This window comes from Oceanicella actignis (assembly GCF_900111545.1).
GTDB classification, from domain to species: Bacteria; Pseudomonadota; Alphaproteobacteria; order Rhodobacterales; family Rhodobacteraceae; genus Oceanicella; species Oceanicella actignis.
On the sequence record NZ_FOHL01000003.1, the window covers coordinates 229,467 to 251,326 of the forward strand.

The 21,860-nt window shown below is 73.9% G+C and carries 18 protein-coding genes and 1 tRNA gene; 12 read left to right on the forward strand and 7 right to left on the reverse strand.

Annotation, left to right across the window (positions count from 1 at the left end; genetic code table 11):
• Positions 1-306: 306 nt before the first annotated feature.
• From BMW67_RS06335 to BMW67_RS06345, 3 genes are all read left to right on the forward strand, one after another.
• Positions 307-1,455, forward strand: a complete 1,149-nt coding sequence (locus BMW67_RS06335; RefSeq protein ID WP_072746361.1) for a TAXI family TRAP transporter solute-binding subunit — start codon at positions 307-309, stop codon at positions 1,453-1,455.
• Between the two features lie 103 nt (positions 1,456-1,558).
• Positions 1,559-3,520: a TRAP transporter permease gene (locus BMW67_RS06340; protein WP_072746360.1), complete on the forward strand. Its 1,962-nt coding sequence runs from the start codon at positions 1,559-1,561 to the stop codon at positions 3,518-3,520.
• A gap of 52 nt (positions 3,521-3,572) precedes the next feature.
• The gene (locus tag BMW67_RS06345) at positions 3,573-5,474 is read left to right on the forward strand and encodes an acyl-CoA synthetase (RefSeq protein WP_072746359.1); all 1,902 of its coding nucleotides are present in this window, start codon (positions 3,573-3,575) and stop codon (positions 5,472-5,474) included.
• A 678-nt stretch (positions 5,475-6,152) separates the two neighbouring features.
• Here the strand turns inward: BMW67_RS06345 and BMW67_RS15665 are convergent.
• On the reverse strand, positions 6,153-7,301 hold the full coding sequence (locus BMW67_RS15665; RefSeq protein WP_072746358.1) for a zinc-ribbon domain-containing protein: 1,149 nt from the start codon (positions 7,299-7,301) through the stop codon (positions 6,153-6,155).
• Positions 7,302-7,492: 191 nt separating this feature from the next.
• On the opposite strand from BMW67_RS15665, the gene BMW67_RS06355 reads away from it, so the two are divergent.
• The 3 genes from BMW67_RS06355 to BMW67_RS06365 are packed head-to-tail and all read left to right on the forward strand — an operon-like array spanning position 7,493 to position 9,830.
• Positions 7,493-8,173, forward strand: coding sequence for a cell division ATP-binding protein FtsE (locus tag BMW67_RS06355; RefSeq protein ID WP_072746357.1), 681 nt, complete (start codon positions 7,493-7,495; stop codon positions 8,171-8,173).
• A complete protein-coding gene (locus tag BMW67_RS06360) occupies positions 8,170-9,105 on the forward strand; it encodes a cell division protein FtsX (protein ID WP_083581148.1) in 936 nt (311 codons plus the stop codon). Before BMW67_RS06355 ends, BMW67_RS06360 begins: the two co-directional genes overlap by 4 nt.
• Positions 9,102-9,830: a lysophospholipid acyltransferase family protein gene (locus BMW67_RS06365; RefSeq protein WP_072746356.1), complete on the forward strand. Its 729-nt coding sequence runs from the start codon at positions 9,102-9,104 to the stop codon at positions 9,828-9,830. The genes BMW67_RS06360 and BMW67_RS06365 overlap by 4 nt, the downstream gene beginning before the upstream one ends.
• Before the next feature lie 713 nt (positions 9,831-10,543).
• Here BMW67_RS06365 and BMW67_RS06370 read toward each other — a convergent pair.
• Positions 10,544-11,524 carry an HpcH/HpaI aldolase/citrate lyase family protein gene (locus BMW67_RS06370; RefSeq protein WP_072746355.1) on the reverse strand — a complete coding sequence of 327 codons (981 nt, stop codon included), beginning with the start codon at positions 11,522-11,524 and terminating at the stop codon, positions 10,544-10,546.
• A 265-nt stretch (positions 11,525-11,789) separates the two neighbouring features.
• Between BMW67_RS06370 and BMW67_RS06375 the strand changes: the two genes are divergently transcribed.
• Positions 11,790-12,515, forward strand: a complete 726-nt coding sequence (locus BMW67_RS06375) for a GNAT family N-acetyltransferase (protein WP_072746354.1) — start codon at positions 11,790-11,792, stop codon at positions 12,513-12,515.
• Between the two features lie 108 nt (positions 12,516-12,623).
• On the opposite strand, the gene BMW67_RS06380 is transcribed toward BMW67_RS06375, so the two are convergent.
• Entirely contained in the window at positions 12,624-13,799 is a 1,176-nt protein-coding gene (locus BMW67_RS06380) for a MalY/PatB family protein (RefSeq protein ID WP_072746353.1), read from the reverse strand.
• Between the two features lie 107 nt (positions 13,800-13,906).
• Between BMW67_RS06380 and def (BMW67_RS06385) the strand changes: the two genes are divergently transcribed.
• From def (BMW67_RS06385) to fmt, 3 genes are read left to right on the forward strand one after another with little or no spacing between them, the layout of a single operon-like run.
• Complete coding sequence (gene def, locus BMW67_RS06385; RefSeq protein WP_072746352.1) at positions 13,907-14,425, forward strand: peptide deformylase; 519 nt, start codon at positions 13,907-13,909, stop codon at positions 14,423-14,425.
• A 4-nt stretch (positions 14,426-14,429) separates the two neighbouring features.
• On the forward strand, positions 14,430-14,951 hold the full coding sequence (gene def, locus BMW67_RS06390) for a peptide deformylase (protein WP_072746351.1): 522 nt from the start codon (positions 14,430-14,432) through the stop codon (positions 14,949-14,951).
• 6 nt (positions 14,952-14,957) lie between these two features.
• The gene (gene fmt, locus BMW67_RS06395; protein ID WP_072746350.1) at positions 14,958-15,881 is read left to right on the forward strand and encodes a methionyl-tRNA formyltransferase; all 924 of its coding nucleotides are present in this window, start codon (positions 14,958-14,960) and stop codon (positions 15,879-15,881) included.
• Between the two features lie 351 nt (positions 15,882-16,232).
• On the opposite strand, the gene BMW67_RS06400 is transcribed toward fmt, so the two are convergent.
• The 3 genes from BMW67_RS06400 to glmU form a co-directional block, all read right to left on the reverse strand.
• Entirely contained in the window at positions 16,233-16,760 is a 528-nt protein-coding gene (locus BMW67_RS06400) for a hypothetical protein (protein WP_125458980.1), read from the reverse strand.
• Positions 16,761-16,833: 73 nt separating this feature from the next.
• A complete protein-coding gene (gene glmS, locus BMW67_RS06405) occupies positions 16,834-18,657 on the reverse strand; it encodes a glutamine--fructose-6-phosphate transaminase (isomerizing) (protein WP_072746348.1) in 1,824 nt (607 codons plus the stop codon).
• A gap of 21 nt (positions 18,658-18,678) precedes the next feature.
• Positions 18,679-20,079: a bifunctional UDP-N-acetylglucosamine diphosphorylase/glucosamine-1-phosphate N-acetyltransferase GlmU gene (gene glmU, locus BMW67_RS06410; protein ID WP_072746347.1), complete on the reverse strand. Its 1,401-nt coding sequence runs from the start codon at positions 20,077-20,079 to the stop codon at positions 18,679-18,681.
• 52 nt (positions 20,080-20,131) lie between these two features.
• On the opposite strand from glmU, the gene BMW67_RS06415 reads away from it, so the two are divergent.
• Together BMW67_RS06415 and BMW67_RS06420 are read left to right on the forward strand one after the other, a co-directional pair.
• Positions 20,132-20,875, forward strand: coding sequence for an HAD-IA family hydrolase (locus BMW67_RS06415; RefSeq protein ID WP_072746346.1), 744 nt, complete (start codon positions 20,132-20,134; stop codon positions 20,873-20,875).
• A gap of 35 nt (positions 20,876-20,910) precedes the next feature.
• Positions 20,911-20,986: transfer RNA gene (locus BMW67_RS06420), tRNA-Val, on the forward strand.
• A 164-nt stretch (positions 20,987-21,150) separates the two neighbouring features.
• Here BMW67_RS06420 and BMW67_RS06425 read toward each other — a convergent pair.
• On the reverse strand, positions 21,151-21,738 hold the full coding sequence (locus BMW67_RS06425) for a carboxymuconolactone decarboxylase family protein (protein WP_072746345.1): 588 nt from the start codon (positions 21,736-21,738) through the stop codon (positions 21,151-21,153).
• Positions 21,739-21,860 lie beyond the last annotated feature (122 nt).

The window sequence follows — 21,860 nt, forward strand, 5'->3', positions numbered from 1 at the left end:
CTTTGTTAACAAATGATAATTTTTGAAAAACGCAGTCTGAATCCCTGTTCATGAATGTGCAGGTCGCGGAAATCACCCTGTCTCGACCATGAATGCCCCAGGGTCATCATCCCGGTTTGCGGCGGCGATTCGGCGCGCGAGCGCCCCCGAAGCCGCTTCCGCATCGCGGGAAGCGCCGGCCGCGCCGCGGGCGAATCATTTGCGGCGCTTGCCTGACCCGGCGGGAAATGCTCAAATCTTCCGCATAACGGAACTGCGGTTCGCAATTCGCTTCCGCAACCAAGTCCGCAACCAAGGGAGGACGCCATGAAACTCGACCGCCTCGCAGGCGCCGCGCTGGCGCTGACGCTCGCCGCCGCGCCGGGCGCATCGTGGTCCGCCGACATCAAGCTGCCGCGCCAGATCGCGTGGACGGCCTACGGCACCGGATCGGCCGGATACAACCAGTCCGTCGCCATCGGCGCCGCCTTGCAGGATGCGCTGGGCGTGAATCTGCGCGTTCTGCCGGGCAAGAACGACGTCGCCCGCGCCGAGCCGCTGCGCCAGGGCAAGGTGCAGTTCTCGGCCACCGGGGTCGGGGGCTCGTTCATGGCGCAGGAAGGCGCGTTCGAATTCGGCGCGCCCAACTGGGGCCCGCAGCCGGTGCGGCTGCTGCTGGCCAACAATGGCGGCACGGTCGGCCTGTCGGTGGGCGTCGCGGGCGATGTGGGGGTGAAGGAATACGCCGACCTCAAGGGCAAGCGCGTGGCCTGGGTCAAGGGCGCGCCGGCGCTCAACGTCAACGTCACCGCCTATCTGGCCTATGCCGGGCTGGATTGGGACGACGTGGTCAAGGTCGAGTTCGGCGGCTTCGGCGACAGCTGGAAGGGCATGGTCAACGGCCAGGTTGACGCGGCCTTCGCCTCGACCAATTCGGGCCGCGCCTACGAGATGGCCGCCTCGCCGCGCGGGCTGGTCTGGCCGCCCATCGACCCCGAGAACAAGGAGGGCATCGCGCGCATGAAGGCCGTCGCCCCCTTCTTCGAGCCGATGACCGCCAAGGTCGGCGCCAACATCGACGGCACGGACGGCGCGCCCACGGCCGGCTACGCCTATCCGGTGCTGGTGGCGATGGCCGATCAGGACGCCGATCTGGTCTACAACATGACCCGCGCCATGGTCGAGCTGTTCCCCGCCTACAAGGACAAGGCGCCGGGCATCAACGGCTGGGCGCTCGAAAAGCAGAACTTCGAATGGGTCGTGCCCTATCACGAGGGCGCCGTGCGCTACTTCAAGGAGCTGGGCGTGTGGTCCGACGCCGCCCAGGCGCACAACGATCGCCTGATCGCGCGCCAAGAGGCGCTGGCCAAGGCGTGGGCCGAGCTGAAGGCGCAGAACCCCGAGGACTGGGACGCCGCCTGGTCCGAGGCGCGGCGCAAGGCGCTGGCCGAGGGCGGCTTCGAAGTGGTCTTCTGATCCGGGGCGCGTCCTGCCCGGGGCGCGGGGGCGCAGGCGGCGCCGCCCCCGCGCCCTTTCGCCTGCGCCGCCTGCCCGGACACGTCCTTGCTATGGAGCGCAGATGAGCAAGAAACAGCTGCTCGCCGAGGGCGGCGAGCCCCCGCCGGTCGAAAGCCCCGCCGCCCGCGCCGCGATCGCCGCGCTGACCCTGGCCGGCGTGGCGCTGAGCATCCACCAGCTGTTCAACCTTCAGCTTCTGGGCGCGGTGCTGATCGAGGGGCGCTATCTTTACATCCTCGGGGGGATCTTCCTGGCGCTGGCCTTCCTGGTCTTTCCGCTGCGGCGCGCGCGCGGGCCGGGGGCGGTGGACTGGGCGCTGTTCGCGCTGGCGCTGGCGGGGGCGGGATATTTCGCCTGGACGGCGGAAACCAGCCTGGAGATGGGCTGGGAATACGCCGCGCCCGACGCGGCGCGCTGGGTCTCGATCGCGTTCTATCTGCTCATCCTCGAAGCCACGCGCCGGGCGGGCGGGCTGACGCTGTTCGTCATCGTCGCCGTGATCTCGCTCTATCCGACCGTGGCCGACCGCATTCCCGACCCGCTGTCGGGCTTCGCCTCGCCCTTCTGGGATCTGGCGGCGTATCACATGATCTCGTCCGAAAGCTCGTTCGGCATCCCGATGCGCGCCTTCGGCAACCTGGTCATCGGCTTCATCATCTTCGGCGCGGCGCTGCAGAAGACCGGCGGCGGGCAGTTCTTCAACGATCTGGCTCTGGCGCTGGTGGGGCGCTTTCGCGGCGGGGCGGCCAAGGTGGCGATCTTCGCGTCGGGCTTCATGGGCTCGATGTCCGGCTCGGTGATCTCGAACGTGCTGACCACGGGGGCGGTGTCGATCCCGGCCATGAAGCGCACGGGCTTTTCGGCCCGGCACGCGGCGGCCACCGAGGCCTGCGCCTCGACGGGCGGCGTGCTGATGCCGCCGATCATGGGCGCGACGGCCTTCGTCATGGCCTCGTTCCTGTCGCGGCCCTATGTCGAGATCGCGCTGGCGGCGATGATTCCCTCGTTGCTGTTCTATTTCGGCCTGTTCGTGCAGATCGACGCCTATGCGGCCCGGCGCGGCCTGCGCGGCCTGGCGCCGGGCGAGGCGCCCACCCTGCGCGCCGCGGCGGCCGAGGGCTGGCCCTATCTGCTGGTCTTCGGGGTGCTGATCTTCCTCATGGTCGCCTGGCGCATGGACACGCTGGCGCCGTTCTACGCCACGGCGCTGCTGCTGATCATCAACCAGGTCATGCGCCGCCACCGCTTCACGCTGCGCTCGCTGACCGATCTCGTGGTCGGGGTGGGGCGCTCGCTGGCCGAGCTGACGGCCGTGCTTCTGGGCGTGGGGCTGATCGTGGGCGCCTTCTCGGCCACGGGGCTGGCGGGAACGCTGGTCAACGAGCTGATCTTCATGGCCGGCGATTCGACGCTGGCGCTGCTGGCGATGGGCGCGGTCACGGCCTTCGTCTTCGGCATGGGGATGACCGTGACCGCCTGCTACATCTTCCTGGCGGTGGTGCTGGCGCCCGCGCTCGAACAGGCGGGGCTGAACCAGCTGGCGGTGCATCTGTTCATCCTTTACTGGGGCATGGTCAGCTACATCACGCCGCCGGTGGCGCTGGGCGCCTTCGCGGCCGCGACGATGGCGGGCGCGGGGCCGATGCGCACGGGCATCGAGGCCATGCGCCTTGGCGGGGTGATCTATGTCGCGCCCTTCTTCTTCGTGCTGAACCCGGCGCTGATCGGCGAGGCGCCCGCATGGGAGGTCGCCGCCGCGCTGAGCGCGGCGCTGGCCGGGATCTGGCTGATCGGGGGCGCGCTGCAAGGCCATGTCAGCCTGGTGGGAAATCTGCCCGGCGGCCCGCTCGGCGCGCTCTGGCGCGCGGGGGTGGGGCTGGGCGGGCTGCTCCTGGCGCTGCCGGGCGGGGCCTGGATCGGCCTGCCGCACGTCGTTCTGGCGGCGGCGGGGCTGGCCCTGGCCGCGCCGGGCCTTGGCCTGGCGGCCATCGGCGCGCGGCGCGCCGGCAGGCCGGCGGCCTGAGGAACCAAGCGCGGGCCGCGCCCGCAACGCAACGCAAGACCGGAGCACGCTCATGCCCTTCGTCCCCATGCGTCAGGTGCGCTCGCTGGCCGATGTCGAGGCCATCGAGGCGATTCCTCTCGAGAAGGCGATCAAGCCGGCCAGCACCTACGAGATCCTCGCCGACAGCGCCCGCGCCTTCGGCGACAAGACGGCGCTGACCTTTCTGCGCACGGGCGATCCGGCGGACGCCCCCATCCGCTGGAGCTACGCCGAGCTTTTCGCCAACGTCACCCGCACCGCCAACGCGCTGCATGCGCTGGGGATCGGCCCGAACGACGCCGTGGCCTTCCTTCTGCCGGGCTGCCTCGAAGCGCATCTGGCCCTGTGGGGCGCCGAGGCGGCGGGCGTCACGCAGCCGCTCAACCCGCTCCTGACCGACGACAAGCTGGCCGACCTGATGCGGGCGGCCGGGGCCAAGGCGCTGATCGCCTGGGGCGACGAGGCCGAGGCCGGCTACTGGTCCAAGGCGCGGCGGCTGTTCGAGGCGGTCGAGGGGCTTGCGCATCTGATCCGCGTCGATCCCGGCCCGGCGCTGGGCGGCGATCCGACCCCCACGCCCGAGGGCGCGCTGGACCTGCGCGCGCTGATCGCCGATCAGCCCGCCGACCGCCTCGTCTCGGGGCGCGTCATCCGCCCCGAGGACACGGCCGCCTATTTCCACACCGGCGGCACCACCGGCGCGCCCAAGCTGGCGCGCCACACCCATGGCGGGCAGGTCTTCACCGCCTGGGCCTGCGTGCAGATGCAGGGCGTGACCGAGCGCGACGTGACGATCAACGGCTATCCGCTGTTTCACGTCGCGGGGGTGCTGCCGGCCTCGCTGACCTCGCTTTCGGCCGGGCTCGAGATGGTCATCCCCACCACCGGCCTGCTGCGCAACCGCGAGGTGCTCCGCAACTACTGGAAGCTGGCCGAGAAATACGGCGCCACGGCGCTGTCGGCCGTGCCGACGGTGCTGGCGGCGCTGGCCGACGTGCCGCTCGAGGGCGCCGACGTCTCGCGCATCCGCTACTGCCGCACCGGCGCGGCGCCGCTGCCGCCCGAGCTCGCCGCCCGTTTCGAGCGCCAGTTCGGCCTGCATGTGCACGAAAGCCTGGGCATGACCGAGACTCACGGCATCGTCTCGATCCGCCCGCCGGGGCTGCGCGGGCCGGCCGGCTGCGTGGGGCTGCGCCTGCCGCACAGCCGCATCCGCATCGCGCGGCTCGACGCCGAGGGCGCCCCGACCGCCGAAGAGGCCGCGCCCGGCGAGGCGGGGATGATCCTGTTCAAGGCGCCGAACGTCTTTCCCGGCTATCTCGATCCCGCCGCCACGGCCAAGGCCTTCGACGCGGACGGGTGGCTCATCACCGGCGACGTGGGCTATCTGGACGAGGCGGGGCTTCTGCACCTGGCGGGCCGGGCCAAGGATCTGATCATCCGCTCGGGGCACAACATCGACCCGCGCGTGATCGAAGAGGCGCTGGACAAGCACCCGGCCGTGCGCATCTCGGCGGCCGTCGGCGCGCCCGACGCCTATGCCGGCGAGCTGCCCGTGGCCTATGTCGAGCTGGCGCCCGGCGCCGAGGCGAGCGAGGAAGAGCTTCTGGAGTTCGCCCGCGCCCATGTCGACGAGCCGCCCGCCCGCCCGCGCTGGGTCGAGATCCTGCCCGCCATGGCGACCACCAATGTCGGCAAGATCTTCAAGCCCGAGCTGCGCCGGCGCGCGCTCGAGCGCATCGCGCGCGAAACGCTGGCCGAGCTGACCGCGCCGAACCCGGCTCCCGCGCTCGAGGTCGAGATGGAGGGCGAGGGTTACGTCGTGCGCGCGGCGGGCGACGAGGCGCTGCGCGCGCGCGTTGCCAAGGCGCTGGCGCCCTTGCCGCCGCGCATCCGCGTCGAGCCTTTGCCCGCCGCGGCCGCCGCGGGCTGACGGGCGGCGCCGCGACCGCAAGGGCCGCCGCCCGCCGCCTCGGCCCGAGCGCCGGCCGGGGCGGGTCGCGCCGCCGCGTGAGCGGCACGGGCGTTGGGGCGAGGATCGGCGCCGGCGGAATCAAGGTCGCGCCGCCGCGCGAGCGAAGCGGGCGCATGGGTCCGTCGCGCGGGTCCGCAAGGGCGGACCAGTCATCGAACGCGGGCGGAGCAATGGCCGAGGAGCCCGCGCGGGCGCGCAAACCCATCCCGCCGCGCCGCGCGCGATGGGCGCGGGGCGGCGAGGAATGCGCGCCGGAGAAGACGCAAGGCGGAGGGGGCGCGAGACGTTCGCGGGCCGGGCGGCGTCGCCCGCCGGCCCTTGCCCTGGCTCTTCGACGGCGATGGGGAACCGGCCTCATGACTCGCGCGGCGGTCCCGCGCCCGGCGCCGGGGCCCGCGGGCGAGGCGCGTCGTCGTTTTCCCGGCGCCGGCGGCCGCCGACCAGGGGCGGGGCGTCGGGATCGGCTCTGCGCCCGAGCGGCGCGCGCTTGCGCGCCGAGGCGTCGCGGATCTTCGCGGCCCGGTTCGGGCCTCGCGCCCCTGGCCGGCAAGGCCGGTTGCGCGACCGATCGGCCGGGCCGCGCCGCAAGGCCCATGCGCCGCGGATGCGCTCCGCCCCCGCTCCGCCCCCGGGGGATCAGCCGTTCGCGCTTGTCCCGCCCGGCGCCGGCTCGGCCGCGCCCTCGTCGCGCGGATCGGCGGCGGGCGCTTCGGGCAGGGCCTCGGGCTGGGGCGGCAGATCCAGCGCGTCGGCGATGGCGCGGCGCAGCTTCTCGACCAGATCGCCGCCCAGCTCAAGCGCCGCTTCGGCGCCGTCGCGGATCGCCAGGCGCCCCGCATCCACCGAGCGCGCGTAGGCTTCGAGCGCGGGGGCGGCGGCCGGCGCGGCGGCCGAGATGCGATCCTTGGTCAGATAGGCGCCCGCCGCCAGCGCGGCGATCAGGACCGCCGCGGCGAAGCCGATGCGAAAGCCTCCCCGCGCCGCGGGCGCGGGGTCGGCCTCGCGCAGGCGGGCGGCAAGACGGGCGGCGTCCAGCTCGGGCTGCGATGCGCGCGCGGGGGGCGGCGCGATGGCCGAAAGGGCGGCCTCGGCGGGGCGGGGCGCCGCTTCGTCCTCGTCGCTTGCGGGCGACTGCGCGTCGGCGTCGGGGGCATCCGGGCCGTCCTCGGCATCGGGGAGGTCGGGCGCGCGCCTGGCGCGCAGCCGCGCCGCCAGATTGGCCGAGCCGGCGGGTTCGGCGTCGTCCCCCTCGTCCTCCTCGTCCTCCTCGTCGTCGAGCCAGCTGCGGCGGTCGGCCGGCCGCTCGGCCTCGGCCAGCCGCGCCCGCAGGGCGTCGGCCAGCGCTGAGCCGTCATCCGCCGGCGCGTCATCCGCGCCCCCTTCGCCCGCGCCTCCCTCATCGGCGGCGTCCTCGTCCGGCGCCGATTCCCCCGGCGGGGCCGCCGATTCGACCTCGGCCGCCCGCAGGCCGGCGGCGGCCTTCGCGTCCGGCCAGCCATCGTCCGCCATGCGCTGGGCGCTGGGCCCGGCGGGCGCCTCGCGGCCGTCCTCGCCGTCCTCGTCGTCGTCCTCGGACGCCCCCTCGCGCAGCGCCGCCAGCGCCTGCGCCGCTTCGGCCAGACCGGGCACGCGCGGCGCCGCGTCGCCGGCCGCGGCGGGCGCCGCCGGGCCGGGTTGCAGCCAGCGCGCGCCGCAGGCGCTGCATTCGACCACGCGCCCCTCGATGGGGAAGGCGGCGTCTGGCGCGTCGTATTGCGCGGCGCAGGAAGGGCAGGTGATCTGCATGGCGGCGGTGGTCCTCAAGGGTTGGGGCCGACGAGGGGCCCGGATACGCGACGCTGTCCTCGCCGTTCTAGCGCGCCGGCGCGCGCGCGCCAAGCCGCCGGCGCCCCGACGATTGCGCGTCCGCGCCGCTTCTGCAATTCTCGCGCCCGCGCGGGCGAGGGCCCGACGCCAGGCGTGAACGGTGGGGCGCGGTGATCGAGTTCGACGGGGTGGAGTTCCGATACGGCGGCGGGCGCGAGATCCTGCGCGAGGTCAGCCTCACCATCGAGGCCGGGGGCTTTCACTTCCTCACCGGTCCCTCGGGCGCGGGCAAGAGCACCTTCCTGCGCCTGTGCCGCATGGCGCTGCGCCCCAGCGCGGGGCGGCTGCGCGTCTTCGGCGTCGAGGCCGCCGAGGCCGACGCCGACGCCGTGGCCGCGCTGCGCCGGCGCATCGGCATGGTGTTCCAGGACGGGCGCTTTCTGGATCATCTGAGCGTGTTCGACAATGTGGCGTTGCCCCTGCGCATCCGCGGCGCCCCCGCGCGCGAGCGCCGCGCCCAGGCGGCCGAGCTGATCGAGTGGGTGGGCCTTGGCGCGCGCGCCCATGCGCTGCCCGCCGAGCTGTCCGGCGGCGAGCTGCAGCGCGCCGCGCTGGCGCGGGCGGTGATCGGGGCGCCCGATCTGATCATCGCCGACGAGCCCACGGGCAATGTGGACCGCGAGACGGCCGTCGAGCTTCTGTCGCTGCTCATGGCGCTGCACCGGCACGGCAAGGGGGTGCTGATCGCGACCCATGATCACGAGCTGATCCGCGCCGCCCGCCGCGAGACCCCGGTGCAGGTCCTGCGCATCGAGGATGGGTGCGTGCTGGCGCAGGGGCGGCGGCGATGAGCGCGCGTCTGCCGGCCGCGATCCGCCGGGCCGCGCGGCGTCTGCGCGCCCTCGCGTCCTTCGCCGAGGAGCGGCCGCTGGCGCCGAGCTCGGGCGTGGTGGCGCGGCTGGTGGTGTTCGCCTCGGCGTCCATGAGCTTTCTGGCCGTCGTCGCGGTCGCCATCGGCATGGCCGCCGACCGCGCGGCGCAGGGCTGGGCCGAAGAGCTGGCGCGCAGCGCGACGGTGCGCGTCTCGGCGCCGCCGGCGCGCATGGACGCGGCCGTCTCGACCGCGCTGCGGGCGCTGCGCACGACCCCGGGCGTGGCCGATGCGCGCGCGCTGACCGACGCCGAGCAGCGCGCCCTGCTCGAGCCATGGCTGGGTCCCGACGCGCCGCTCGACGAGCTGGCGCCGCCGCGGCTGATCGTCGTGGTCCCGGATGGGCCGGGCCCGGACCCCGAGGCGGTGAATGCGCGCCTGTCGGCCGAGCTGCCGGGACCCGAGCTATCGGCCCGCTACGACGATCACGGCCGCTGGCGCGCGCCGCTGCTCGAGGCGGCGCGGGCGCTGCGCGCCCTGGCGTGGAGCGCGGCAGTTCTGGCGGCGCTGAGCGCGGCGGCCATGGTCACGCTGGCCGCGCGCGCGACGCTGGCGGCCAACGGCAAGGTGGTGGACACGCTGCGCCTTCTGGGCGCAAGCAACGATTTCATCGCCCGCGCCTTCGTGCGCCGCTATGCGCTGCGCGCCATGGCGGGCGGCGCGGCGGGGGCGCTGGCGGCGGCGCTGGCGCTCGAGGCCGTCGCGCCCCTGGCCGCGCGGGCGCTGGGCGGCGCGGCGGGGCTGGCCGAGGCGGGGTGGGTCGCGGCCGCGGCGGCGCCCCTTCTGGCCGGCGCGGCGGCATGGGCCGCGACGCGCATGGCGGTTCTTGCGGCGCTCAGGAGGCCCGAATGATGCAATACGCGCGCTCGCTCGTCTTCATCGTCTTCATGTATGCGCTCATGCTTGCAATGGGCGTGGCGCTGGCGCCCATGGCGGCGTGGTCGCGACAGGGCGCGTGGTGGGCGCTGCACCGCTACACCGACATCGTGCTGTGGGCCGCCCGGCGGCTGTGCGGGCTGCGCGTCGAGGTGCGCGGGCGCGTGCCGACCGAGGATGTGATCGTCGCCTCGAAGCATCAGAGCTTCATGGACATTCTGATCCTGACCAACGTGCTGCCGCGCCCGCGCTTCGTGATGAAGCGTTCGCTGCGCTGGACGCCGATCCTGGGCTTTTACGCCATGCGGGTGGGCTGCGCGCCCGTCGATCGCGAGGCCGGCGCGCGGGCGGTCAGGGACATGGTCGCGCGCATGCGCGCGGCGGCGGCCGATTCGGGGCAGACGGTGATCTTTCCGCAGGGCACGCGCCTGGCGCCCGGCGCCAAGGCGCCCTACAAGCCGGGCGTCGCCGCGCTGGCCATGGCGCTGCGTCAGCCGGTGGTTCCGGCCTCGACCAATTGCGGGATGTTCTGGCCGCGGCGCGGTCTGCTGCGCCGCGCGGGGGTCGCGACGCTCGAATTCCACGACCCGCTGCCCGCCGGCCTGCCCAAGCGCGAGCTTCTGGCCCGGCTCGAGGAGGTGATCGAGGCCGGCTCGGCCCGGCTCGAGGCCGAGGCGCGCGCGCAGCTCGAAGGGCGCTGAGCGATCGCGCCCGCCCACCGCGGCGCGCGGCGGGCGAAGGGGCGCGGGTGCGGCCCAGGCTGGGCGCGGCGGGCGATGGGGCCGCGGGTGCGGCCCGGGCGGGGCGCATTGGGCGATGGGGGCCGCGTCACGATGCAGGCCGCTGCTCCCCAAGGGGCAGGGCGTGCGGCTGGCCTGGGGCGCAGGTCGTCGTTTTCCCTCGGGCCTGCGGCTGCGCGCGGTCGGCGGCGCCGGCGCGGCCCGGGATGATCGGGACCCTCTGGCCGGCCCCTGCGCGGCGGGCCTGGGGCGCAGCCTTGCGCATGGGCATCGCCGGCGGCCCCGCGGTGCAGGTCGTCGATTCTTGTGGGTCAAGGCGTGGGCGGGACCCGCGGCGCAGTCCCTTGTCTCCCTCGGACCCGCTGCTGCGCCGGGGCGGCAGCCTGGGCGCGGCCCGGCGATGATCGGTCCCCTCGGCCAGTTCCCACGCAGCGGTCGCTGATGCGGCGACGGGCGCCCGGGTCCGTCTGCGCGCGGCGTCGGCTGGCGGTTTCGGTTGGCTGAGGGGCGTGGCGAAGGCCCATGCGCTTTCGCGCGCCCCCGGCCCGGGCGATCGCTCGGGGCGTCCGGTCGCTGCGCCCGGCCTCGGCCGCACCCGCGCCCTTCGCTCGGGCTGCCGCCGGCCGGTCGGGCGCGCCTTCGGCCCGGGCGGCGCGCCCCGTTCGCCTTGGCGCTCAGCCGGCGATCATCTCGGCCTGACGCACGATCACCTGCGCCTGCCGGATCGAGGCCAGGTCCACCAGGCGCCCCTTGTAGACGGCCGCGCCCTGGCCGGCCTTCTCGGCCTCTTCCATGGCGGCGAGGATCTCGCGCGCCTCGCGCACCTGTTCTTCCGAGGGGGTGAAGACCTGGTTGGCCAGCGCCACCTGCTTGGGGTGGATGGCCCACTTGCCCACCATGCCCAGCGTGGCCGAGCGGCGCGCCTGGGCCAGATAGCCCTCGTCGTCCGAGAAGTCGCCGAACGGCCCGTCCACGGGCAGCAGGCCGTGGGTGCGGCAGGCCGCCACGATGGCCACGATCGGATGGTGCCACGGATCGCACCAGTGGCGCGCGCGCGGGCCGTCGCCGGCATCCTCCTTGTTCTGCAGCATGTAGTAGTTCGACTGCGTGCCGCCGATGCCCGTGGTCTGCATCCCCATCGAGGCGGCGTAGTCGGCGGCCCCCAGGCTCATGGCCTGCATGCGCGGCGAGGCGGCGGCGATCTCCTCGACATGCTGAAGCCCGGCGGCGGTCTCGATGATGACCTCGAAGCCGATGCGCTTCTTGCGGCCCTTCTCGGCCTCGATGGCCGAGACCAGCGCGTCCACCGCGTAGATGTCGCCGGCGTTGCCGACCTTGGGGATCATGATCAGGTCCAGCCGCTCGCCCGCATTCTCGAGCACCTCGATCAGGTCCTTGTGCCAGAAGGGCGTGTCCAGGCCGTTGATGCGCACCGACAGGGTCTTGGCGCCCCAGTCGATGTCGTTGATGGCCTCGACCACGTTGCGGCGGGCCTGGGCCTTGTCGCCCGGCGCCACCGAATCCTCGAGGTCCAGGTTGATGACGTCGGCGGCGCTGGCGGCCATCTTCTCGAAGATCTGCGGCCGCGAGCCGGGGCCGAACAGCTGGCAGCGGTTCGGGCGGGCGGGGGCGGCGGGCTGGACCTTGAAGCTCATGCGTGGGTCTCCGGCAAGAATATTTCGCGAGGTTCGCGCTCAGCGATACGTCCTTGCGCCGCCCTCTGTCAACGCCCGATGCGGCGGCGCAGCAATCGCGCCGCTTGGGGCCGCTTTGCGCGGGGCGCAAGGCGGCGTTGCGCGATGGTGCGGTGCAATATGCGCGCCTTGTGCGGCATATTCCCGGTCAAGGCCCCGGCAGAGGGTCGGGCGAGAGGAGCGCCCCGCATCGTCCAAAGCCGCCGATCGCGCGAGGGAAAACGCCATGATCGCGAACGTCTCGACCCCGACCCGGATCCCGACCCCGACCCCGACCCCGGCCCAGGCGCCGACCCCCGCCGCCGCCGAGCGCGCGGCCCCCCGCCGCGATGCGCTGCGGGCGATGGGGGTCTTCCGCACCCTGGGCTGGTGGGAGGGCGAGGCGCTGCTGGCGCATCTGCGCCGCCTGTCGCCCATCGACCTGAACATGCGCTTTCACGGCGCCATGTCCGCCGAGGCCCTGGCCCGTCATGCGGCCGAGCCGCTGACGGCCGACCGCAACGTGATCGGCTGGTTCAAGGACGGCGTTCTGCGCGGCGCGGCCGAGCTGATCCTGTGCGGCGACGTGGCCGAGGCCGCCTTCTCGGTCGAGGCGCCGTTCCGCCGCATGGGGCTGGGCGAGGCGCTCATGGCGCGGGCGCTGCGGCGCGCGCGCAACCGCGGCGCGCGCGAGCTTGTGGTCCACACCACCCGCTCCAACCGCGCGATGATGCGCCTGGCCGCCGCCTTCGATGCGCGCATGGAGGCCGAGATGAACGAGGTCGAGGCGCGCATTCCCGTTCCGGCCGCGGACGCGGCCTCGGTGGCGCTGGATGCGGCGGATGAGGAGATGGGCGCGCTTGGCGCCTTCTGGGCCGCGCAGGGGCGCGCGGCGCTGCGCCTGTGGCGCGCGCCTCTTGCGCTTGCGGCCAACGCGGCCGAGCCGGGCAAGGCGGCGCGGGAAGCGGCCTGAGGGCCGGCGCGCCGCCGCTTGCAACTGACGCGGTCGCGGGGCGGATGGCGGGCGCCGGCCCACGCGCTCGGGCCCGGCGCGCCGCTCGGCCCCGCTCTCGGCCCCTGCTCATCCGAGGTCGGCGAAAGCCTCGGCCAGGCGCGCGGCGGCCTCCTTGACCAGCGCGCGGCGGGTGGCGAAGTTGAAGCGCAGGAAGGTCTCGCCGCCGACGCCGAAGGTCTCGCCGTAATTGACCGCGATGCGCGCCTTCTCGCGCAGGCGGCGGCGGATCTCGTCCTGCGGCAGGGGCATGTCGGCGAAGTCGGCCCAGGCCAGATAGGTCGATTGCAGCGGCATGACGCGCACGCCGGGCAGGGCGGCCAGGCCGCTTTCGAGGATGCGGCGGTTCTCGTCGAGATAGGGCAGAAGCGCCTCGAGCCACGGCTCGCCCCCCTCATAGGCGGCGGTGGCCATCAGCACGCCCATGCGGTTGGGCGTGGCGCCCATGGCCTCGTGCGCGGCGCGAAAGCGCGCCCGCAGGGCGGGGTCGGAAATGATGACGCTGCCCGTCAGCGCGCCCGCGATGTTGAAGGTCTTGGTCGCCGCGACCAGCGTCGCAAGGCGCGGCGCGGCCTCGGGCGCGGCGGCGGCGGTGGGGATGTGGCGCGCGCCGGGATAGACCAGGTCCTGGTGGATCTCGTCCGAGACCAGCACCATGTCGCGCCGCGCGCACAGATCGGCCACGGCGCGCAGTTCGTCCGCACGCCACACCCGGCCGCCCGGATTGTGCGGCGAGCACAGGATGACCATGCGCTCGGACCCGTCCAGCGTCTGCTCGAGCGCCTCGAGGTCCATTTCGTAGCGCCCGTCGCGCAGGCGCATGGGCGACTGCACCGCGCGCCGTCCGTTGGCGCGGATGATGCGGTGGAAGGCGTGGTAGACCGGCGTGAACAGCACCACCCCGTCGCCCGGCTCGGTGAAGGCGCGCAGGCACAGCGCCGTGCCCGTCACCAGCCCGTGCACGATCGAGATCCACTCCGCCTCGGGCCGCCAGCCATGGCGCCGGCGCAGCCACTCGATCACCGCGCTCTTGTAGGCGCGGTCGTCGCCGAAATAGCCGTGCACGCCGTGCTCTGCGGCGCGGATCAGGGCCTCGTTCACCGCGGGCGGGGCCTTGAAGTCCATGTCCGCGACCCACATCGGGATGCCGTCCTCGGCCGAGACGCCGTAGGCGGCCTCCATCATGTCCCACTTCATCGAATGGGTGCCGCGGCGGTCGATGGGCTGGTCGAAATCGAAGCGCATGGGGTGTTCCTTGGTCTGTTGCGGGCGGCAGGCTAGGGCCGCGCGGACGCCGCCGCAAGGGGCGCGCGGGCCTTGACCGCGGGCGCGCCTTCGCCTACCTCGACGCCATGAGCGTGCGCCCGATACTGATCCATCCCGACCCCCGCCTGAAGAAGGTCTGCGAGCCCGTCCCCGCGGTGGACGACGCGCTGCGCAAGCTGATCGACGACATGTTCGACACCATGTACGACGCCCCCGGCGTCGGGCTGGCGGCGCCGCAGGTGGGCGTGCTGCGGCGGGTGTTCGTGATGGACGTGTCCAAGGACGAGGCGCCGCCCGCGCCCATGGCGCTCATCAACCCCGAGATCGTGTGGGCCTCGGAAGAGACCCGCGCGCATGAGGAGGGGTGCCTCTCGATTCCCGAGATCTACGAGGAAATCGTGCGCCCCGCGCGCGTGCGCGTGCGCTTTCTCGACCGCGAGGGCGCCGAGCGCGAGGCCGAGTTCGACGGCCTGGCCGCCACCTGCGCCCAGCACGAGATCGACCATCTGAACGGCAAGCTCTTCATCGACTATCTGGGCGCCGTGAAGCGGCAGCTCATCACCGGCAAGATGAAGAAGCTCAAGCGCGAACGCCTGAAGGCCTGACCCGGTGGCCGTGCGCCCCTTCCTGCGCTGGCCCGATCCGCGGCTGAGGGCGGTCTGCGCGCCGGTCGGCCGCGTGGACGACGAGGTGCGCCGCATCTGGGACGACATGCTCGACAGCATGTATGCGATGCCCGGCGTCGGGCTGGCCGCGCCGCAGATCGGCGTGATGCTGCGCCTTGCGGTGGTCGATTGCTCCGAGGGCCGCGACGGCGCCGTGCGCATGGCCGATCCCGAGCTGCTGGCCGCCTCGACCGAGCTGGCCGTGCACAAGGAGGGCAGCCCCAACCTGCCCGGCGTGTGGGAGGATGTGGCGCGGCCCTCATGGGCGCGGATCGGCTATCTGGACGAGACCGGCGCGCGCGTCGAGCGCGAGTTCGCCGGGCTCTGGGCGGCCTCGGCGCTGCATCAGCTCGACCATCTGGACGGGCGGCTTTTCATCGAGCGGCTGAGCCCGCTGCGCCGGCGCCGCGCGCTCGAGCGCGCGCGCAAGGCCCAGCGGCGCGCGCGCCACGAGGGGCGGGAGTAGGACGCCATGCGGCTGATCTTCATGGGCACGCCGGATTTTTCGGTTCCGACGCTGGACGCGCTGGCCGCCGCGGGGCACGAGATCGCGGCCGTCTACACCCAGCCGCCGCGCCCGGCGGGGCGGGGCAAGCGGCCGCGCCCGACCCCCGTTCACGCCCGCGCCGAGGCGCTGGGGCTGCCGGTGCGCACGCCCGCCCGCCTGCGCGACGCGGACGAGCTGGCGGCGCTGCGGGCGCTCGAGGCCGACGCGGCGGTGGTGGTGGCCTATGGGCTGATCCTGCCGCCCGAGGCGCTGCGCGCGGCGCGGCTCGGGGCGTGGAACCTGCACGCCTCGCTCCTGCCGCGCTGGCGCGGCGCCGCGCCCATCCAGCGCGCGATCATGGCGGGCGACGCGCGCACGGGCGTGTGCGTCATGCAGATGGACGAGGGCCTGGACACCGGCCCCGTCCTGCTGCGCGAAGAGGTCGAGATCGCCCCGCGCGAGACCGCCGGCCAGCTGCACGACCGCCTGGCCGCCATCGGCGCGCCGCTGATGGTCAAGGCCATGGCGGCGCTGGCCGAGGGCGCGGCCGCGCCCGTTCCCCAGCCCGAGGAGGGGGCGACCTACGCGCCCAAGATCTCGAAGGACGAGGCGCGCATGGACTGGCGCCGCCCGGCGGCCGAGCTCGACCGCCTGGCGCGGGGGCTGAGCCCGTTCCCGGGCGCCTGGACGACGATCGCGGGCGAGCGGGTCAAGGTTCTGCTGGCCGCGCCCGAGGCGGCGCCGCGCGCGGATGCGGCGCCCGGAACGGCGTTGGACGACCGGCTGCTCATCGCCTGCGGCGAGGGCGCGCTGCGGCTCGAGCGCCTTCAGCGCGCGGGGCGCGCGCCGATGCCGGCCGAGGATTTCCTGCGCGGATTTCCCGTGCCCGCCGGGTCGGTCCTGGGCTGAGGCGGTCGCGCCGTCGCGCGCGTCCGGGCGTTGGCGCGGGGGGCTGCGTTCGGCCCGGCGGCGATCCCCGGCGGCGATCCATGGCGGGCGCGGCGGCAAGCGCCCGCGGCGCTGTGCGGCCAGGGCGTTCGGCGCGAATGTGCGGCGGCGATCCGCGGGCGGGATGCCCGGGCCGGTCGTTCGGGCGGGACGTTCGGGCTCGGCCGCGCCGGCTGCGGGCAGGCCTGCGCGGGCAGGTTCGCGGCGGCCGATCGGCTGGCGGCTTTCGGTCGCGTCTTGCACCGGCGGCGGCGCCGGGGGCGGGGCTTGCGCGGATGTGGGGCCCCGGCTGGGCCGAGGCGGGCCCGGCCTTCAGCTTGGATCGGCCGTCGGGACGACCTTGGGCGTCGCGGCGACGTAGCGCCGGGCCAGCTCGCGGCGGGACATGATGATGCGGTTGCGCGCGTTGCCCTTGACGCGCACGCCGTGCAGCTTGCCGTCCTCGATCCAGTATTCGACCATGGCCGCGCCCTTGCGCACCCGCAGATGCCCGTCCGGGCCGATGCGCCCCTTGCGGGTGAAGGCGGTGGCGTCCGTGCCGAAGCCGGGGCCGTGCGCGTCGAACAGCAGCACGTCGCCCGAGGGCTCGACCGCCATGACGTAAAGGTCGTGGCACACGAAGCCGTCCCACGCCCCGCCGCCCCAGCGCCCGGCGAAGGCGCGCCAGGCCGCGGGCACCTTGTCCGAGGGCTTCTTGATGCGGGGGGTCTTGAAGGGATCGACGGTGTAGCAGTCGGGCTGCTCGAGACTGGCCGCGCGGTAGGCCGAGTCGCCCGACCCGGCGCAGCCCGCCAGCAGCGCCGCCGCGGCGATCAGGGCGAAACGTGTCGTCATCGTCAAGCTGCGCGATCCTTTCTGCCTGCCGGCCCGGGCGCCGCCGGAGGACGACGGGCCGAGGGCCGCTTCGCGCACTCTACTCGACGGTGACCGACTTGGCCAAGTTTCTTGGCTGGTCCACGTCCTTTCCCAGAAGCGCCGCCGCATGATAGGCCAGCAACTGCGCGGGCAGGGCGTAGAGGATGGGGGCGACGAAGGGATCGCAATCGGGCATCCTTATCACGCGCTCGGCGCCCTCGCCGGCGGCCTCGGCGCCGGCCGCGTCGGTGATCAGCACGATGCGCCCGCCGCGGGCCATGACCTCTTGCATGTTGGACACGGTCTTGTCGAACAAGGCGTCCCGCGGCGCCATCACCACGGTGGGGGTCTGAGGATCGACCAGCGCGATGGGCCCGTGCTTGAGCTCGCCGCTGGCGTAGCCCTCGGCATGGATGTAGCTGATCTCCTTCAGCTTCAGCGCGCCCTCGAGCGCCAGCGGATACATCGGCCCGCGGCCCAGATACAGCACGTCGCGCGCCTGCGCGATGCGCGCCGCGGCGGCCTCGATCTCGGGCGCGCGGCGCAGGGCCTCGGCCATCAGGCGCGGCAGCTCGGACAGCGCGCCGACAAGCCGCGCCTCGGCCTCGGCGTCCAGCGCGCCGCGCCGGCGCCCGGCGGCGATGGCCATGGCCGCCAGGGTGATGAGCTGGTTGGTGAAGGCCTTGGTCGAGGCGACGCCGATCTCGGGGCCGGCCAGGATGGGCATGGCCAGATCCGCCTCGCGCGCGATCGAGCTTTCGGGCACGTTCACGACCGCCGCGGCCATGCGCACCTGCGGGCGGGCGTGGCGCAGGGCGGCCAGGGTGTCGGCGGTCTCGCCCGACTGGCTGACGAACACCGCCACGTCGCGCCGCGAAAGGGGCGGCTCGCGGTAGCGGAACTCGGACGCCACGTCGATCTCGACCGGCAGGCGCGCCAGGCGCTCGAACCAGTATTTCGCGACGTGGCACGCGTAATGGGCGGTGCCGCAGGCGACCAGCACCGCGCGGTCGGCCTCGTCGAAGGGAATGTCGGCCGCCTCGCCGCGCACGGCGGTGCGCTCGGCGTTCAGGTAGTGCCCCAGCGCATAGGCCGAGACTGTGGGCTGCTCGAAGATCTCCTTGGCCATGAAGTGCTTGTGCTCGCCCTTCTCGGCCAGCACCGAGCTGGCGGCGACCACGCGCATGGGCCGCTCGACGGGGGCGCCCGAGGCGTCGAAGATCTGCGCGCCCTCGCGGCGGAGCACGGCCATGTCGCCCTCGTCCAGATAGGTGATGCGGTCGGTCAGCGGCGCCAGCGCCAGCGCGTCCGAGCCGACGAACATCTCGCCCTCGCCATGGCCCAGCGCCAGCGGCGAGCCGCGCCGGGCGGCCACCATCAGGTCGGGGTCCTGCGCGAACAGGATGCACAGCGCGAAGGCCCCCTCGAGCTGGCGCAGCGCGTGGGCGGCGGCCTTTTCGGGCGCCATGCCGGCGTCCAGCGCGCTTTCGAGCAGGTGGACGATGGTCTCGGTGTCGGTCTGCGATTCGAAGCGCCGGCCCTCGGCCTCGAGCCTTGCGCGCAGCGCGCGGAAATTCTCGATGATGCCGTTGTGCACCACCGCCACGCGCTCGGTGGCGTGCGGGTGGGCGTTGGCCTCGGTGGCCGCGCCGTGCGTGGCCCAGCGGGTGTGGCCGATGCCCGTCGCGCCGGGCAGGGGCGCGCGCTCGAGCAGCTCGGCCAGCGCCGACAGCTTGCCCGTGGCGCGTCGCCGCTCGATGCGGCCGTCATGCACGGTCGCCACGCCCGCGCTGTCATAGCCGCGGTATTCGAGGCGCCGCAGCGCGTCGAGCAGGATGGGCGCCGCCTCGCGCCGCCCCAGCATTCCGACGATTCCGCACATGGCGGCCTCCTTTCCCCTTGCTCAGCCCCGGCCGCGCAGCGCGCGCGCGGCGCGCTCGAGCGCGGCGCGCAGAACGGGTGCGCGGCCCGGCTTGTTCTCTTGCCGGCCGCGGGCCAGCGCCAGCGCGTCGTCGGGCACGTCGCGCGTGATCGTCGAGCCGGCGGCCACGATCGCCCCGCGCCCCACCCGCACCGGCGCCACCAGCGCCGCGTTCGATCCCACGAACGCCTCTTCGCCGATTTCGGTGCGGTGCTTGGCGAAGCCGTCATAGTTGCAGGTGATGGTCCCCGCGCCGACATTGGCGCGCGCGCCCACATGCGCGTCGCCCAGATAGGTCAGATGCGCGGCCTTGGCGCCTTCCTCGAGGATGGCGTTCTTGATCTCGACGAAGTTGCCCACCCGCGCGTCGGGGCCGATCTCGGCGCCGCCGCGCAGCCGCGCGAAGGGGCCGACCGAGGCGCCGGCCGAGACGTGGCAATCCTCGAGATGCGAGAAGGCGCGGATGCGCGCGCCCGTCTCGGCGGTCACGCCCGGGCCGAAGACGACGTTCGGCTCGACCACGCAATCGCGCCCCAGCACCGTGTCATGGGCGAAGAACACCGTCTCGGGGGCGACGAGCGTCACCCCGTCGGCCAGCGCGGCGGCGCGCATGCGCGCCTGGAAGGCGGCCTCGGCGCGCGCGAGGTCGTCGCGCGCGTTCACGCCCAGCGTCTCGGCCTCGGGGCACAGCTCGACCGCGACCGCGCCGCCCTGGGCGCGCAGCAGGGCGACGATGTCGGTCAGGTAGTATTCGCCCTTGGCGTTGTCGGCGCGCACCTGGGCCAGCAGCGCCGGCAGGCGCGCCGCGTCCACGCACATCACGCCCGAGTTGCACAGCCGCACGGCCAGCTCGTCCGGGCCGGCCTCGCGCGCCTCGACGATGCGCTCGAGCGCGCCGTCGCGCACGATCAGCCGGCCATAGGCGCCCGGGTCGGCGGCCTCGAAGCCCAGAACCACGGCCGCCGCCCCCTCGGCCCGGCGGGCGGCCATGGCGCGCAGCGTCTCGGGGCGGATGAGCGGCGTGTCGGCGTAAAGCACGAAGACGTCGCCCTCGAAGCCCTCGAGCGCGGGCAGCGCCTGGCGCACGGCGTGGGCGGTCCCCAGGCGCGGCTCCTGCACCGCCACGGCGATGTCGGGGCGCAGGTCGCGGGCGGCGCGCGTCACCTGGTCGGCGCCGGCGCCGACGACCAGCGCCATGCGCGCCGGCTCGAGCGCCTCGGCCGCCGCGATGACATGGGCCAGCATGGGCGCGCCGCCGATGGGGTGCAGCGCCTTGGGCAGGTCCGAATTCATGCGCGAGCCCTCGCCCGCCGCCAGGATGACGACGGCCGCGGGGCGGGGCGGGGCGGAGGGATCGGGGGCGGAAATGTCTCGACTTGTCATGAGCCGCCTCATAGCACCATGCTTGGTGGGTAAAAAGACGAATGGCGGTCAGATGTTGTTGCAGAATGTTGCGCCCGCTCGCGGGGCGGGGCGGCCGCGCTGCGCGGCTTTCGACCTGGACGGAACGCTGGCCGACACCAGCGCCGATCTGCTGGGGGCCGCGAATGCGGCGCTGGCCGCGGCGGGGCGCGGGGCGCCGCTGGATCCGGGGCGCGACCAGGGGCTGGCCGGGCGCGGCGGGCGCGCCATGCTGACCGAGGGGCTGGCGCGCGCGGGGCTGGACCCGCGCCGCGCCGGCGCCGAGGCCGAGGCGCTGCTGCCGCGTTTCCTGGCGCTTTACGAGGCGCGGATCGCCGAGCGCACGCGCCTGTTTCCCGGCGTGGCCGAGGCGCTGGAGCGGCTTGCCGCCGCCGGCTGGGCGCTGGCCGTCTGCACCAACAAGCCCCAGCGCCTGGCCGAGCTGCTGCTGGCCGAGCTGGGGCTGGCGCGCCGCTTCGCCGCCGTTCTGGGCGCCGACGCGCTGCCGGTGCGCAAGCCCGACCCCGAACATCTGCGCCAGACGGTGCTGCGCGCGGGCGGCGCGCTGCACTCGGCGGCGCTGGTGGGCGACACGGTCACCGACCGCGAAACGGCCCGCGCCGCGGGCGTGCCTTGCGTGCTGGTCGATTTCGGACTGTCGGCGGACGATCCGCGCGCCCTAGCGCCCGAGGCGATCGTGCGCGATTTCGCAGCCTTGCCCGCGACGCTCGAGCGCCTGGTCCCGGCCGCGGGGCAGGGGGCGCGCAATTCCTCTTGACCCCTTCGCCGCGTGCCAATATAGAGCGCGTCACCGGGCGGTTAGCTCAGTTGGTAGAGCACAGTGTTCACATCGCTGGGGTCACTGGTTCGAGCCCAGTACCGCCCACCATCTTCTCTCTCTTGAGCCTTCTCGACGGCGCGCGGCGCGGCCATCGCGCCGCGCCCGCCGTCCTTTTCCGCCTGCGGCCGGCGCGCCCGCCCCGCCGCGGGTCGTCCCGCCGCGGACCCGGCCGCGCGGGACGCGGGGCGCGTGGGGCCGGCCGCCGGGGCCGCTCAGGCGGCCGATTCGGCCTGCCGCGCCGGCGGCGTCCAGGCGAATTTCTCGAAGCGCTTGTCCATGGGCGTGCGGGCGATGCGGTTGGTGTAGTTCGACATCACCTTCTGCGCATAGCCCAGGATCACCTCGAGGATCTGGCGGCGCGTGAAGCCGGCGTCGAGGAAGGCCTGGATGTCCTCGTCGGACAGATCGCCGCGCTGGCGCACGACCTTGAGCGTGAACTGGCGCAGCGCCTCGAGCCGGGGGTCGGACAGGGCTTCGCCGTTGCGCAGCGCCTCGACCAGCGCGTCGTCGACGCCCATGCCCTTGGCGATCAGGGTGTGGGCGGGCACGCAGTAATGGCACTGATTCTCGACGTTCACGGTCTGCCAGACGACCGTCAGCTCGTCCTTGTCGAAGCTCGAATTCAGGAACAGCTCGTGCAGCTTCTGATAGCCTTCGAGCAGGCCGGGCGCCTCGGCCATCACGGCGTGCAGGCCGGGGATCGAGCCGAAGGCCGCCTTCGAGCGCGCCAGCAGCGGCTTGCTCTCTTCGGGGGCGGTGGTCTCGTCATGCTGGGTGAAACCGCGTTCGGTCACGTTCATTCTCGGTCTCCTCGAGGTTGCGCCGGTCCTTGCGCCGGCGAGACGGAAGATGGGCGCATTTGAGCGATCGCTCAATAGCCAATTTGAGCGATCACTCAAACGTGATCTCTTCCCCGCGACAG

Excerpts from the sequence above, each read along its gene's own strand:
- BMW67_RS06335 (WP_072746361.1), top strand. The coding sequence starts at position 307 with ATGAAACTCGACCGCCTCGCAGGCGCCGCGCTGGCGCTGACGCTCGCC.
- BMW67_RS06340 (WP_072746360.1), top strand. The coding sequence starts at position 1,559 with ATGAGCAAGAAACAGCTGCTCGCCGAGGGCGGCGAGCCCCCGCCGGTC.
- BMW67_RS06345 (WP_072746359.1), top strand. The coding sequence starts at position 3,573 with ATGCCCTTCGTCCCCATGCGTCAGGTGCGCTCGCTGGCCGATGTCGAG.
- BMW67_RS15665 (WP_072746358.1), bottom strand. The coding sequence starts at position 7,301 with ATGCAGATCACCTGCCCTTCCTGCGCCGCGCAATACGACGCGCCAGAC.
- BMW67_RS06360 (WP_083581148.1), top strand. The coding sequence starts at position 8,170 with ATGAGCGCGCGTCTGCCGGCCGCGATCCGCCGGGCCGCGCGGCGTCTG.
- BMW67_RS06365 (WP_072746356.1), top strand. The coding sequence starts at position 9,102 with ATGATGCAATACGCGCGCTCGCTCGTCTTCATCGTCTTCATGTATGCG.
- BMW67_RS06370 (WP_072746355.1), bottom strand. The coding sequence starts at position 11,524 with ATGAGCTTCAAGGTCCAGCCCGCCGCCCCCGCCCGCCCGAACCGCTGC.
- BMW67_RS06375 (WP_072746354.1), top strand. The coding sequence starts at position 11,790 with ATGATCGCGAACGTCTCGACCCCGACCCGGATCCCGACCCCGACCCCG.
- BMW67_RS06380 (WP_072746353.1), bottom strand. The coding sequence starts at position 13,799 with ATGCGCTTCGATTTCGACCAGCCCATCGACCGCCGCGGCACCCATTCG.
- def (WP_072746352.1), top strand. The coding sequence starts at position 13,907 with ATGAGCGTGCGCCCGATACTGATCCATCCCGACCCCCGCCTGAAGAAG.
- fmt (WP_072746350.1), top strand. The coding sequence starts at position 14,958 with ATGCGGCTGATCTTCATGGGCACGCCGGATTTTTCGGTTCCGACGCTG.
- glmS (WP_072746348.1), bottom strand. The coding sequence starts at position 18,657 with ATGTGCGGAATCGTCGGAATGCTGGGGCGGCGCGAGGCGGCGCCCATC.
- glmU (WP_072746347.1), bottom strand. The coding sequence starts at position 20,079 with ATGACAAGTCGAGACATTTCCGCCCCCGATCCCTCCGCCCCGCCCCGC.
- BMW67_RS06415 (WP_072746346.1), top strand. The coding sequence starts at position 20,132 with ATGTTGTTGCAGAATGTTGCGCCCGCTCGCGGGGCGGGGCGGCCGCGC.
- BMW67_RS06425 (WP_072746345.1), bottom strand. The coding sequence starts at position 21,738 with ATGAACGTGACCGAACGCGGTTTCACCCAGCATGACGAGACCACCGCC.